The sequence below is a fragment of the Klebsiella terrigena genome, assembly GCF_012029655.1.
Classification (GTDB): Bacteria; Pseudomonadota; Gammaproteobacteria; order Enterobacterales; family Enterobacteriaceae; genus Klebsiella; species Klebsiella terrigena.
The window spans coordinates 209,057-223,019 of sequence record NZ_CP050508.1 but is presented as its reverse complement, the minus strand read 5'-3'; the positions used below and the strand labels follow the sequence as shown (position 1 = coordinate 223,019).

At 60.8% G+C, this 13,963-nt stretch carries 8 protein-coding genes and 1 pseudogene; all 9 read right to left on the bottom strand.

Features of this window, described 5'->3' with window-relative positions; all coding sequences use genetic code 11:
• Nucleotides 1-35: 35 nt before the first annotated feature.
• Nucleotides 36-1,055, bottom strand: a complete 1,020-nt coding sequence (locus HCK03_RS01025) for a glycosyl hydrolase family 8 (protein WP_167691034.1) — start codon at nt 1,053-1,055, stop codon at nt 36-38.
• 11 nt (nt 1,056-1,066) lie between these two features.
• Nucleotides 1,067-1,543: a cellulose biosynthesis protein BcsD gene (gene bcsD / locus HCK03_RS01020; RefSeq protein ID WP_167692380.1), complete on the bottom strand. Its 477-nt coding sequence runs from the start codon at nt 1,541-1,543 to the stop codon at nt 1,067-1,069.
• Complete coding sequence (locus tag HCK03_RS01015) at nt 1,543-5,595, bottom strand: cellulose biosynthesis protein BcsC (RefSeq protein ID WP_115191696.1); 4,053 nt, start codon at nt 5,593-5,595, stop codon at nt 1,543-1,545. The genes bcsD and HCK03_RS01015 overlap by 1 nt, the downstream gene beginning before the upstream one ends.
• The gene (gene bcsB, locus HCK03_RS01010) at nt 5,592-7,982 is read right to left on the bottom strand and encodes a cellulose biosynthesis cyclic di-GMP-binding regulatory protein BcsB (protein ID WP_167691033.1); all 2,391 of its coding nucleotides are present in this window, start codon (nt 7,980-7,982) and stop codon (nt 5,592-5,594) included. The genes HCK03_RS01015 and bcsB overlap by 4 nt, the downstream gene beginning before the upstream one ends.
• Nucleotides 7,979-10,090, bottom strand: coding sequence for a UDP-forming cellulose synthase catalytic subunit (bcsA, locus tag HCK03_RS01005; protein WP_167691032.1), 2,112 nt, complete (start codon nt 10,088-10,090; stop codon nt 7,979-7,981). The genes bcsB and bcsA overlap by 4 nt, the downstream gene beginning before the upstream one ends.
• A 19-nt stretch (nt 10,091-10,109) precedes the next feature.
• Nucleotides 10,110-10,902 (bottom strand): annotated as a pseudogene (locus HCK03_RS01000) (cellulose synthase operon protein YhjQ/BcsQ).
• A 1-nt stretch (nt 10,903) separates the two neighbouring features.
• A complete protein-coding gene (locus tag HCK03_RS00995; RefSeq protein ID WP_115191693.1) occupies nt 10,904-11,476 on the bottom strand; it encodes a cellulose biosynthesis protein BcsO in 573 nt (190 codons plus the stop codon).
• A 485-nt stretch (nt 11,477-11,961) separates the two neighbouring features.
• Complete coding sequence (gene dppF, locus HCK03_RS00990; protein ID WP_167691031.1) at nt 11,962-12,975, bottom strand: dipeptide ABC transporter ATP-binding subunit DppF; 1,014 nt, start codon at nt 12,973-12,975, stop codon at nt 11,962-11,964.
• On the bottom strand, nt 12,972-13,955 hold the full coding sequence (gene dppD / locus HCK03_RS00985; protein WP_041143138.1) for a dipeptide ABC transporter ATP-binding protein: 984 nt from the start codon (nt 13,953-13,955) through the stop codon (nt 12,972-12,974). Before dppD ends, dppF begins: the two co-directional genes overlap by 4 nt.
• Nucleotides 13,956-13,963 lie beyond the last annotated feature (8 nt).

Genomic DNA, 13,963 nt, shown 5'->3' with positions numbered 1-13,963 from the left:
GAAAAAGGCCGCAGGGTTTCACCCCCGCGGCCCGTTCAGACACCGGTAGCTGCCTGGCGGCGGTCGTTCTTCGCCAGCCAGACCAGCATCTTCAGGCTGGCAGAGTAATAGTCATCCTGCGCGCTAAGCTGCGGATCGTCCTGCGCTTCTCCGGTGGTCAGGTCGCGAACGGCCAGCAGGCCGCCGGCCATAAACCACGGGGCCACGTCGTTGGTATTGACGTTGACCCACGCCGGAGTCTGCAGCCGCGGATAGCTCTGAAACCAGCTTTTCCACGGCGTCAGCAGGGCGCTTTGCGGATCGGCCCAGGAGAGATAAAGCGGGATGCGAATCGCGTCGTAGCTCATCCGGGGCGGCCACTCCTTTGCCGGCTCCATTCTGCCGTCCGCTCTCAGCGCCACCCAATCGCTGGGCAGCTGCGCCTTACCCCACGCCATTTTACCCAGCAGCGCCTTCCCGTCGCTCTGCAGCTTACGCCACGCCGTCAGGTGCGTACGCGCGGCAAAGGCCTGCCATGCGGGGAAAATAAAGTAGGAGGGATTGAGGTTGACATGATCGTTGCGGTTGAAGCCCTTCGCACCGGGCAGCATCACCTGATGACCGGCAAAGGTGATGACCGTAGACTTCAGCAGCGACGCGGTGATGGCATCTGAAGCGATGCCGTAGGATTTATCACCCCACTGCTGCTGGGCGCGCAGCAGCGCCCACGCGATCAGGGTATCGCCGTCGGTCGCATCGTTTTTATCCGCAATAGGGTCCGGCGCGACGGGATTGTAGCGCCAGTAAAAAAGCCCGTTGTCTTTATTACGCAGCGTTTTATCCGTCCACTGCCACAGCTTATCAAAGGCAGGGCGATCGTTTTTGGCGACCGCCAGCAGCATGGCGAACCCCTGCCCTTCGGTATGAGAAACGCTGCCGTTGCCGGTATCAACGATTCGCCCATCGGCCATCATAAAACGGGATTTATAGCTTTCCCAGGCGGTATCTGCCCACGCGCGGGGAAGCACCATCATCGTCGTCGTAACCATGACTGCGACTAAAGCACGCAAGGACATAAGTGCACTCGTTATGGATGAAAGTAGAGAAACTGAACGTCAGACACAGAAAACAGCCGCTCACGCTGCAACACAACGTGCGCGCCGCCGCCCTGCCCCCTCAGCCAGCGGGAATAAAGCCCTTCGAGTATGGCACAGAATGCATTACACCAGCGCACGCGACGCGCTTCGTCGCGGCTGACCGGGATCGCCCGATGGCGGAGCCGCAGCCCGTCGTCGCCGACGTCAACGCTGACCACGCCCCACTTGAAGCGGCTCAGCAGCTGGTTGATATTGGCCTCCAGCTGGCCGACCGTCTCCGATTCCGGCAGAGGATAGTTGTCCGCCAGTTCCTCACCCATCTGGCGCAGAAAGGGCTGACTCTCCAGCTCACCCGCGTTGCTGAGCATGCCATCCACCATTACGATCAAGAGATCGAACCATCCGGCAGGAGTCTGCTGCTGCTGAAACCAGGCCAGCGCCTCGGCGTTATTATTTTCCGTCATGATCAGTTATCTCCTAACATATAGCGGATATAAAGACCGGCGGTGCTTTCGTTATAATCGCCGAAGGTGTCATAGCCTACCTGGCCGCCAAGGGTCATCTGTTTGTTTACCTTGTAATCCGCACCGGCTCGCAGGGTGTAGCCAATGCCGCTCTTCGAGGTTGCCGAGTAGTAAGCTTCCTTGGCGTACCCGTTCGTTACCGCGGTTTCCAGCGTCTGCTGCCACTCGGAGTTGGTCGGGAAGTAGGCGCTCTTATCCTGGCTATAGGACTGGTAGCCCACCGAACCGCCCAGCTTCATCGTCCAGTTATCGTATTTCTCCGTCAGGTTGACCGGCAGCGAGACGCTCACGTAGTTTTGCGGGCTGAAATAGCCCCCCTGGCCGTAGGTGAAGTAGCTCAGGTTTTTCGAGTAGTCCATATAGCTCATGCTCAGGCCGGTTTGCAGCTGACGATACTCGTCGTGGTAAGGCCGCAGATAGACCCCGGCGTTGGCATTAACGCTGGTGTTGCTGGCAACGTTGTCGCCAATATAGCTATAGCCCCCGCCGCCGACGTAGAAACCGGCGTCGCCGTCATCGTAGCTCAGCTGCAGGGTACCGCCGTTTTTGGTCACCTGGCCCCAGTTTTTCCCCGAGTAGGAGTCTTTAAGGCCGACGTAGGAGAGCAGGCTGTCGGTCAGCGAGCGGCGCTCGCCGGTGAGGATCAGCGACAGATAGTTGGTCAGCTTCGGCGACCACTTCACGCCCCCGACGACGGTGTTCAGATCCTGGCCCAGCGGGGTGCTGCCGATATCCACGCGGTAATTATCCCCGCTCAGCGCCAGCGCCAGCTCAACGCCGTTGGCCTTCTGCGCGTCCGTTGAGCCGCTGGCCTGGTCGACGTTCGGTTTCAGGCTGGAGGAGGCCAGATAGCTGGCAACCTGACCGGAATCATAGGCTCCCAGCTTCGCCAGGTTCTCCATGCCGCTGCTGGTCGTGGCGTTAAAATCTGAGGCGTTCAGCGTCCCCAGCGAGCTCAGCGTCGAGGCCCCTGGATTGCTGGCAAAGTAGGTCTCCTGCTCGGCGGGCGTCATCGCCGCAATCGCCGCCTGCTCGCTGGTCACGGTACTAATCATATTGGAGACCGCGTTAGAGAGCGGGTTCGCGCCGTAGCGCCGCCACGCATCGCCTGTCGCGGTCCCGGCATTTAGCGTGATCGGCGTGACCGTGAAATCAAAGCGCGAATCGCCAAACGGCGACGAGGACCAGGTCAGCGGCGTTTTCATTTCCGTCAGCTTGCTGGTACCGGATTCGCCATCGCGCCCGCGCACCTCCATGCCGCCCTGCAGCCAGCTGCCGGTTTTTTCCTGCAGCGACTCCATCATGGTATCCACCTGACGCAGCATCCGGGTCTGCGCGGTTTCTACCGGCAGGTCGGGACGCTGGATCCCCGGCAGCGAGGTCCCGGCACCGGCCGATACCTGCGAGACCTGCCACGGCATATACTGCCCGTAGGTGGAGGCCGTCCGCGTCGCCGTCGGCGTGCGGGAGACGCCCACAAAGGGGTTATCCGCCGCCAGCACGCCGCCAACGGTCGGCGTTTGCGCGCTGTTGCTGCTCTGTAAGCCCAGCAGCTTGCCGCGCGCGCTGCGCAGATAGGTCATCGCCTGCTGATGGTTACCCTGCGCCTCTTCGACCCGCGCCAGCAGCAGCAGGCGGTCCGGCGAATTATCCTGGCGCAGGCCGCCGGCGAGCTGCTCCGCACGGCGGCTGTCGCCGGACGAGAGCGCAACGTCAATCGCCCCGCTGCGCGCCGCCTGATCCGGCGTATCGCGGGTCATCAGATAGTCGTAAACCACCCCGGCTTCTTTGTTCATTTTGCCGCTCTGGTAGAGGCGCGCCATCGCGAACATCAGGTCGGTATTTTGCGGGTCGCTTTGCATCGCGCCCATCAGCTTGTCGTACGCCGCGGCGTAGTTCCCCTGCTCGCGCAGATGATCCGCTTCGTTAATCACATAGCCATTGCGAATGCTCGCCAGCTGCGTCGGCGTACTGCTGGCCTGCAGCTGCGGGTTGGTCAGCAGGTTCTGCGCTTCGCGGGTCAGACCCGCCTGATTCAGCACCGTCACCTGATCGGCATAATCGCCGGCGTTGCCCGAGATCCCGCCGCTAATATTGTTGCGTACCAGCGAGACGGCGGTCGTGACATCGCCGCTCTGCGCCAGCAGCCGCGCCAGCTTGCCGACGTCCGCCGGCGATTTCGGCGGCGTAGCGGCCATCGCCCGCAGAGTGTTGGAGGCGGCAACCGTATTGCCCTGCGCCAGGTAGTTCTGCGCCGTCACCAGCTGCAGGTTGTAGTTCACCCGCTGATGGAGATCGCGCATTTGGCTGGTCTGGCTGGCGGCGGGAATACGCCCCAGCAGCGTTTGCGCCTGCTGCCAGCCGCCGTTTTCGCTGGCATAAAGCGCCGCGGCGTACAGCGAGGTGCTGCTGGCGCCGGGACGCCAGGCCGCAGCCATCGTCGAGGCGGCCTCGCTCTCGTTGCCCGATTTTTGCAGCAGCCGGGCTAAATCAAGCCGCATCCAGGCGTCATCCGGGTAGCGGGATACGCCCTGACGCAGCAGCGCGATAGCGCCGCTCACGTTACCGCTGCTGGCCTGCTCCTGCGCCTGCCGGCGCAGCGAATCTCCCGGCATACCGGTCACCACGCGCGGCTGCAGTTTTTGCTGCAGGCTCTCCGGCAGGGTGCGCAGCATCGCCTGCGCCTCCGCCGTTTTATTCTGCTCGCGCAGAACGTAATAGAGGCTCTCCCGCGCCGGGCCGTTTTGCGGCTGCTCGTTGAGCAGCGAACGCAGCGTCTGCTCGGCCTGCGGCAGGTCTTTGTTATGTCTCAGAACGTCGGCGCGGAACAGTTTTGCCGAGGTGCCTTGCGTCCCGCTCTGCTGGGCCAGCGGGGCGGAAAGCGCCAGCGCCTGGCTGATATTGCCCTGCTTATAGGCCTGCTGCGCCTGGGCCAATTGGCCGTAGAACAGCGCATCGGCAGCCTGCTGGCGCCGCGCGGCGGAATCATCGCCGCCGAGATCCGCCGCCCGGGTCAAATACTGCGATGCCGCCTGGAAATCGCCGTTACGCTGCGCGATATAGCCCATGCCGGCCAGCGCATCCGCATCCTGCGGGTTGGTTTGCAGCACCTGTTCAAACTGCTGCTTCGCGGCGGTGGTATTGCCGCTGTTGAGGTTGGCATACCCCTCCCCGCGCGCCTGGCCGCTGAGCCGCTGGCGATAGTAGTTCTGCACCTCGGTATCCTGCGGGTGGCGCTGCATCCAGGTGTCGTAAAACTGCTGATCTCCGGACTGCGGCCCCAGCCACAGCAGCGCCTGGCGCAGCCCGCTGTCGGCATCTTTGCTGCCGCTGGCCATCGGCTCGAGCATCGCAATCCCTTCCCGACGGGTGTCCTCACGCCAGGTCAGCGCTTTACCCAGCGCCACGCGCGGCGCGTTCTCCTGCGGATGCTGCGCCACGTACTGGCGCAGTTCGCCAATCGCCTGCGAATAGAGCGCTTTATCGCTGGCCATCGTCATGTAGTATTCGGCCGCCAGTCCCGACGGCGGAACGTTGCCGTTAAACATGCTGCGCCAGGTGGCGAGGGCGGCGGGCACGTTGCCGCTGCGCGCCTGCTGCCTGGCGAGACTCAGCTGCCCCTGCGGCACCTGGGTCATTTTTTTGGCATTGTCGAGCTCCTGCAGGCTGGCGCTGTTCGGCGAGGTTTTCGCCAGCCGCGCCCGCCACTGCGCCGCCGCCTGAAGATCGCCGCCCTGCTGCGCCCAGAGCGCCATCAGGTACAGAGCCTGAGTGTTGTTGGCATCCACCAGCAGCACCTTTTGCAGCGACTCCATCGCCAGTTCGTCGTGGGATTTTTCATGCCAGTAGTTGGCCTGGGCAAAAAGCGCCTGCAGCGCGGCATCGTTGCTCGCGGCAAGGGCATCGCCAAATGCGCCCAGCGTCAGCGCGCCTGACAGGCAGAAGGTCGATAGTCTGCGGGTTGCCCTGCTATTCATTTTGATCGCTCGTTTCATTGGCCATCCCCCGAACTCAAACGCTTGCGAGCATGCCGTTTAAACATGGCGGTTAACGCCAGGCCGATTATCGATGTGGCGAGAAGCCCGAGGATCGCCAGCAGGCCGGAATGCTGGTTAGCGTACCAGATAGCCATCATGTACCAGGGCATCTGCCCGCTTGGGAACGGCGTGCTGACCTGGAAGCTGCGTACGCCGTTATCGCTGGTGATCACCGCCGTGTCGCCCCGAATGCCGGCGTTGATCCGCGGCGAGTCGAGGTCGCTTTTCAGCCTCGCGAGCTGATCGTCATTGCTGGCCATCGCCACCACCACCGTACGCTGGGAATTCCACGGCGAACGGTAGCTGATAAAGCCGCGCCAGGCGCTGCTGGAGGAGAAGTAGCGGTCAGCATCGACGCTTGCGGAGGTCCAGTCGCCGGTCAGCCAGCGCTGCACCTTCGCCCAGCCTCCCGACTCGCGGACGCTGAGCTGGTTATCCACCGGACTGTACGGAGAGTCCGCCAGCAGGCGCTGGTTAAAGGTTTTCTGGTCCAGGGCGCTGACCGCCAGCACGTCGCGATCCCGCAGGTACTGCAGGCCCGCGCCGCCCTCAGGAACCCCCAGCACTACCCGGTTGTTGGCCAGCGCCGTGCCGGTGGCGTTACCCGAACGCGCGGCCAGGTTTAACAGGGTCGCCACCTGCGTATCCGACGGCTGCTCCGGCAGCAGCAGCACGGTTTGCGAATAGTCCGCCAGCCGCGAGAACGGGAAGGAGGCGCCGACGAAATAGGAGAGGTTCGGCAGCAGCGAGAAGTGCCGCGTGTTGCTCAAATCAATCCATGAGTCGTCGGTAATGCGGCTCTTGATGTTGTTATTCAGCAGCACCGAGCAGGGGGCGTTATCCTTCGGCACCACGTTGAAGTAGAGCGAGAGCTGGTTATCCCCGTAGATCAGGTAAGGCGCCAGCGGGATGGTAAAGCGCTCCTGGCGGGCATCGCCGCCCATGTAACGCCACAGCTTCTCCAGCGGCCCCTGCTTGTTCATCGGCAGGTTGTGCAGGAAGGTGTTGTTCAGCGTGACGCTCAGCAGCGACTTGTCTTCGTTGATCCAGCTTTCGGACGGGAAGCGGTAGCTAATCTGCAGAGGAATGGTTTCGCCATCCCACAGGTAGAGATCCGGCGCCGCGCGGAAAGCGACGCGCAGCGGCTCATGCCACACTCCGCTCACCGTGGTGCTTTGATCTTTACGCAGCAGCTCGCTGATTTTGACCGGCCGATCGGTTGGGATCCAGCGCGGGGCGTCGTACGGTTTACCCAGCGGAATGGCCTGCGGCTCCACCGTCATGCTCGCGGTCTGCGGCGCAATATTGCCGCGGGTCAGCCGCCAGGCCGCCGCGCGCAGCGCCGCATCGTTGTGCCCGACGATCAGCAGCAGCTTGTAGCTCGGGTTGCCGGGGTTATCAACAACCTGCAGCAGCGGCTTGTCGGTTTGCGGCAGGGTCAAACCGCCCACCTGGTCGCCCGGGTGGCCGATGATAATGCCGTTTCGCTCCGGCAAACGGTCGCGCAGGGCGTTGAAAGCAATCCCGCGATAGTCCGCCTGAATGCCCAGCCATGACGACAGCAGCGCCGCCGTGCTGAAGATATCCGCACCCGCGTTTTGCGGGTAGGCGACCGCGATATCCGCCGGGGTCATCTGCATGCTGTCGAAGAACGGCCGCGGGAAGAAGCTCAGGTCGTTGCTGATATTCAGCGGCTGGCTTTCCCAGCTAAAGCGCGAGGCGGGTAAAACGGTGATGCCGGAAGTGTCGCGCGCGTTGAGCAGACACTGCATGGCGTCGCCGTCGTTCACCTTAAAGCTTAAATTATTGCTCGAAACCATCAGCGCGGCCGGGATATCGAGCTGGAAGTGCGAGATATCGGCGCCGTCCGTGCCCAGCGGTACCGTACCCAGCGGCTGGCCGTTGAGCATCAGCTGCAGGGTGGCGTTGCGGGCGGCCATCTCCGGAGAAACCCGGACGTCCAGCATCAGCTCAGCGTGGGTGACCACCTGATCGGAGGGCAGCGTAAAGCTCGCGCCGCCCTGCAGCTGGCCGCCGCTGAGCATAATGCCGTCCGGCATTCCCATTTGCGCCAGATTCAGGCTACCGCCGACGATCGGCGTTAGCGGCACCACTTCCGGAGCGGGGCTGCTGACCGGCGGCATCGCCGGCAGGGAAGCCGGCTCCTGCGTCGATTCGGCTTGTGCCGGCGTCGGCGCCGCGCCCTCATCAGGCGCGCTATCGGTCGCCGCCTCCGGCAGCGGGAAGTTCAGCGGGGCCGAGGGATCGGCCGGGGCCTCTTCGCTATGCAGCGCGGGGGCTGAGAGCATTCCCGCCAGCAGCGCAAGGGTCGTTAATCGCTTCATAGCTGCCCCTCCTCCTGCGCGGCCTGCGCAGCGGAAGGTTGCCGACGGCGGTCGCGCCGCGTTTTCCAGGTCAGCCAGAAGAGCTCAAACACGCAGCGCAGGATAGTGGCGAAAGAGCGGAACGGCTTATCCTGCGGACGCGGCGGATTAATCCACGCGTCGGCGCGGGCCAGCACCACGCGCACCAGCTCGCGGCGCAGGGAGAGCGGGATATTTTCATCAAATTTGAGGCGTATAAAGCGCGCATCCGCGGTGACCTGCTCTGCCGGGATAGAGATAGCTCCTGACTGCAGAATCAGCTCAATCTCTTCGATTTTATCCTGCAGGTGGCGATCGTCAGGCACGGCGATACGGCAGCCGCCCATCGACAGATCGGCGGTATGGCTGCGGGAGACAATGCCGCTGGCATAGTGGATGAGCACCGGGATATCGACATCAATACGGATCGTTTTACGCACCTGGCGGGTTTCCCGCGCCACCGCAATCGCCGCCAGCAGGAAGATCAGGCTGTAGATCCCCCACCCGACGTTGAGCGCGATAACGTTGGGATCGGAGCCGAAGTAGTCATGGCCGATGGCGCGCACGATACCCACCACGACGCCCGCGCCCAGCAGGCAGGCCACCACCAGATGCGGCCTGACCACGGTAAAGTCGAAATAGCCGACGTCCAGCAGGCCGCCCTTATCGGTCACGTTGAATTTGCCGCGTTTGGGGAAAACCATCGTCACCAGCGTCGGCAGCACCAGGTGGAATGCCAGAACGATGTCGTAAATTTCACCCCAGAAGCTGTAGCGGTAGCGGCCGTTCATTCTCGAGCCAACGTAGATGGCCAGGAACAGGTGCGGCAGGGCATACGAGACGATTAGGCTCGCCGAAGAGTAGATAATATTCAGGTTAAACAGCAGATAGGCCAGCGGCGCGGTAACAAAAACCACGCGCGGCAGCGCAAACTGGTAGTAGAGCATGGCGCTGAGATAGCACAGGCGCTGCTGGATGGTCAGCCCGCGGCCAAAGAGCGGGTTATCGAGGCGGAAGATTTGCGTCATACCGCGCGCCCAGCGGGTTCGCTGAATGACGTGCACCACTAAGCGTTCGGTGGCTAAACCTGCCGCCAGCGGGATATCGAGGAACGCCGATTTCCAGCCCAGGCGCTGAAACTTCAGCGCGGTGTGGGCATCTTCGGTGACGGTTTCTACCGCAAAACCGCCAATCTGCTCCAGCGCTTTACGGCGAATAACGGCGCAGGAGCCGCAGAAGAAAGTCGCGTTCCAGTTGTCGTTGCCCTGCTGGATTGGGCCATAAAACAGCATCCCTTCATTGGGAATATTGCGCCCAACGGAGAGGTTGCGTTCAAACGGGTCCGGCGAGTAGAAGTAGTGCGGCGTCTGCACCAGCGCCAGCATCGGGTCCTTGAGGAAGCCGCCCACCGTGGCCTGCAGGAAGACGCGGGTGGCGACGTGGTCGCAGTCGAACACGCAGATAAGCTCGCCTTGCGTCAGGGTCATCGCATGGTTCAGGTTGCCCGCTTTGGCATGCTTGTTGTCGTTACGGGTGATATACCCGACCCCAACGTCGGCGGCAAACACCGCAAACTCGCTGCGCTTACCGTCATCCAGCAGATAAATTTTCATCTTATCCGCTGGATAATCAATGCACTGCGCGGCCAGCACCGTATCGCGAACCACCTCGAGCGGCTCGTTATAGCTGGGGATATAAATATCGACCGTCGGCCAGGTGCTCATATCGTCCGGTAGCGGGACGATTTCGCGCTTCAGCGGCCAGATCGTTTGCAGGTAGTTCAGCAGCAGCATCACCCAGATATAGACTTCCGCCAAAAACAGCCCCATCCCCAGAATCGTTTCGATTCCGGAGTTAAAATGCAGGGTTTGTGTCAGGCGGAAATACATATAACGGGTAGACATCAGCAGCGAAGTCACGACCATAATGACGGAAATGCTGCGATTCTTACTGAACCCCATTAAGAACAGAATACCGATACTCAGCAGACCAAAAAGATACTGCTTTTGGCTGTCCATCGGCGTGATAACGACCAGTACGGCAACCGGCGACAGCAGCAATACCAGCAACCAGAAAAGTGACTTTTTCATTCAGCAGCCCTGCAATAAGTTAAAGCCCTGACATGCGAGGCTGGCTGTGCACCGTGCCGTCGCCAATATTGATACCCAACAGCGCAGAGATTTTTTTTGCAATGATTTCAATATCAAAGGCGGCTGCAGAGGATGAACTAAAGTCGAGAATCGACTTTTGGGAAGCATTTGCCTCTACGACGCTTTCATCACGGTGGATAATGCCCAGCAGGCGGTCGCTCAGCTTCTCCTCCATTAACGCAACCACGTCGCGACTCACCTGGCGGCGAGTATCGCTCTGGTTTATCACGAAAAAGTGTCCGAGCTTGTGATTGAGTTCACCGCCGGTTAAACGCTGCTTTTCCACATGGGATAGCGTTGACATCGAGGCGGTGTCCGCCAGCAGCGGCACCAGATGCAGGTCGGCCAGCGGCGTTAACGCCGTCAGCGCCGCGGAGGGACCCGGCGGCATATCGGCGATAATAATCAGTCCCGGGTAGTTGAGCAGCGCCGACAGCCCGCGCGTCAGGAAATGCGGATCGCTGGCGAGCCGTTCGTCAAACGCCTGACGTTGCTTTTCGGTGACGTCACCATAGGGCAGCACGAAGATATTGCTGCCCGCGCTGAGCACGCACTGGCTCCAGTCGTGCAGCTCGAGCGACTTCGCCACGTACCCGCGCTCATCGCTAAGCGGGACGCCAAAATGCAGGCGCAGCGCATTCTGGACGTCAAAATCCAGTGCCAGGACTTTGCTACCCGCGCGCGCCAGCGAGTAGGCCAGATTTGCTGCGAGGGTCGTTTTTCCTACGCCGCCTTTTGGAGAACACACGCAAATCAGCGGCATGTCGCAATCCTTTCTAATAGAGATTTAAGCGGCTGATCTTTATCTTTAGCCGCAGGTTCAGCGACTTTCGTCGCAAATAAGTGCGCATAGCCTTCCGCGGCCGGCAGCGGACGAGGCGCAGCGGATGGCGGCGGGCTCATTGAAGGCGCGGGCGCTGTAGCCGGTGCAGGGGCGGGGATTGGTGCAGCAGCGGGGATCGCCGGAACCGCCTCCGCCGGGGCAGCGGCCTGGGCAACCGGGGACGGCGCAACGGCAGCCGGCACGACGACAGCAGCCGCGGGCGTCGGCTCTGGCGTCAGGATCGGCGGAGTTGGCTCGGGAGCGGCCTGCGCTGGTGCAGCCTCAACCCACAGAAACGTATCCGCGGGGACCTGCTGCGGCAGAGGTAGCGAGACCGATCCTCCCATTGCCAGCGAGGATTCTTTTTCCCCAGGCGCAAGCTGATTGAGAATGACCCAATCTCCCTGCTCCCGGGCGGCTGACTGTGATGAAAGGTCCTTGAAATGAAGACTTTGTGTACGAGTCTTTTCCTTGAAGCGCTGCAAATCATCATAATGGTTCATAGATAACCCCATGATTTTAAATTCATTATATTTTAGCTGTTTTTATTTGGACCCTATACTTCTAGAGCATAGTGTATTTTATTGTTTTTCATAAAGTTAAGTTGATCAGGACGATCGGCTATGCGACGGTTTTTATCTGGATATGGGTTCGAGTGGCTTTAATGCACTGATAGTTATGCGGTTACCCTATCACTTCTTATCTGAAATGATAGCTCCATTTTTTAGGAGGTATCTTAAGGCGCAGTTCACATTCACCTCACCAATGAAAATAACCAGTTTTTTATTCCGGCCTTCAATCTGTGATAAGCACAATAAGCATTAAATTGACGCCGTATTATATATTTTAGACTTTTTATGGCGTTCTATATATAAGTCGAATGACTGATTCTTCTAAGAACAGAGGGCGCCTTTTTCGGCGCAAAAAGGGGAAGCAGGACAATAGGGCTGCTGCCGACAGCCTTCGTCCTTCGGCAGCAGCGGGGTCATTACACCGGGCGTTTTTCCTGGTTTTCGTCCTGGTCAACGGCAAAGCAGGCCACCAGCTGACCGCCGTACTCCTTCAGCTGCGGCTGCAGCTGGGTGCACGGGCCGAAGCGACGGCGGCAGCGGGCGTTAAACGCGCAGCCCGGCGGCGGATTCAGCGGGCTTGGCAGCTCGCCGGTCAGCTTAATGCGCTCCCGGCGATCGTCCGGATTCAGACGCGGGGTGGCCGACAGCAGCGCCTGGGTGTACGGATGCTGCGGGTTGCTGAAGATCTGCTCTTTCGAACCTTTCTCTACGCAGCGCCCGAGATACATCACCATCACCTCATCGGCGATGTGCTCAACAACCGACAGATCGTGGGAGATAAACACGTAGGAAAGCCCCAGATCCTGCTGCAGGTCCATCATCAGGTTCAGCACCTGCGCGCGCACCGACACGTCCAGCGCGGAGACTGGCTCATCGGCAATCACCACGTCCGGGTCGAGCATCAAACCACGGGCGATAGCAATACGCTGACGCTGGCCGCCGGAGAACATATGCGGATAGCGATCGTAGTGCTCGGTTTTCAGCCCCACTTTCGCCATCATCGCCAGCGCCTTCTCGCGACGCTCCACCTTGCTCAGAGACGTGTTGATCTGCAGCGGCTCTTCCAGAATCTGCCCCACCTTTTTACGCGGGTTCAGCGAACCGTACGGGTTCTGGAACACAATCTGGATTTTCTGCCGACGCAGGCTCTGGGCCTGGGGATCGTGCTTCAGCAGATCCTGTCCCTGATAGTACAGTTCGCCGCCGGTCGGGATTTCAATCATCGTCAGCAGGCGGCCGAGGGTGGATTTCCCGCAGCCTGACTCCCCTACCACCGCCAGCGTTTTGCCGCGTTCGAGGGTAAAGGAGACGCCGTCCAGCGCCTTGACCAGCCTTTCAGGGGAAAATATCCCCTTCTTCACCGGGTAGTATTTTTTCAGATCGATGGCCTGCAACAGAAGCTGTTGCGCGGTGGCCTGTTCGGTACTCATAGGGTTGGCCTCCCGGCATCATCGAGTGGGAAGTGGCATTTGGACTGACGTCCGTGGTCCACCAGGTTCAGTTCTGGCTCTTCGCTGCGGCAGCGGTCCGTGGCATACGGGCAGCGCGGATTGAGCAGGCAGCCATTCGGGCGGTCATATTTCCCCGGAACCACGCCCGGCAGCGACGCCAGCCGCGCCTTATCCTGGGCAAACTCCGGCAGCGCGCGCAGCAGCGCCTGGGTATACGGATGGCGCGGCGCGCGGAAGATATCCTTCGCGTCGCCGGCTTCCACAACCTGACCGGCGTACATCACGATAATTTTGTGCGCCGCTTCGGCCACCAGCGCCAGATCGTGAGTAATCAGCACCAGCGCCATATTCTCTTTCTGCTGCAGATCCAGCAGCAGCTCGATGATCTGCGCCTGGATGGTGACATCCAGCGCGGTGGTTGGCTCATCGGCAATCAGCAGCTTGGGCCGACAGGCAATCGCCATCGCAATCATCACGCGCTGGCTCATCCCGCCGGAGAGCTGGTGCGGATAGACGTCGAGGCGCGATGCCGGATCGGGAATGCCCACCAGCGTCAGCAGGTCAATCGCCCGCTGAACGCGCGTTTTTTTATTGCCGCCCTGGTGCACCTTGATGGCTTCCATAATCTGGTAGCCCACGGTATAGCACGGGTTGAGGCTGGTCATCGGGTCCTGGAAGATCATCGCCACTTCGGCGCCCACCAGCTGGCGGCGCTCTTTCTCGGAGATACGCTTCAGATCGCGGCCGTTAAACTCCAGCTTGTCCGCCATCACCCGGCCGGGGTAATCGATCAGCCCCATAATCGCCAGCGAGCTCACCGATTTACCGGAGCCGGATTCACCGACAATGCCCACCACTTCACCCTGATTTACGCTGTAGCTCACGCGGTCTACGGCGCGGAACGGCGTCCCTTCGTCGCCGAAGTGCACCGATAATTTATCAACATTCAATAACGCCATCTCGAACC

Bases quoted from the DNA above. Each gene is read 5' to 3' on its own strand.
- HCK03_RS01025 (WP_167691034.1), bottom strand. From the start codon at position 1,055: ATGTCCTTGCGTGCTTTAGTCGCAGTCATGGTTACGACGACGATGATG.
- HCK03_RS01015 (WP_115191696.1), bottom strand. From the start codon at position 5,595: ATGAAACGAGCGATCAAAATGAATAGCAGGGCAACCCGCAGACTATCG.
- bcsB (WP_167691033.1), bottom strand. From the start codon at position 7,982: ATGAAGCGATTAACGACCCTTGCGCTGCTGGCGGGAATGCTCTCAGCC.
- bcsA (WP_167691032.1), bottom strand. From the start codon at position 10,090: ATGAAAAAGTCACTTTTCTGGTTGCTGGTATTGCTGCTGTCGCCGGTT.
- HCK03_RS00995 (WP_115191693.1), bottom strand. From the start codon at position 11,476: ATGAACCATTATGATGATTTGCAGCGCTTCAAGGAAAAGACTCGTACA.
- dppF (WP_167691031.1), bottom strand. From the start codon at position 12,975: ATGAGTACCGAACAGGCCACCGCGCAACAGCTTCTGTTGCAGGCCATC.
- dppD (WP_041143138.1), bottom strand. From the start codon at position 13,955: ATGGCGTTATTGAATGTTGATAAATTATCGGTGCACTTCGGCGACGAA.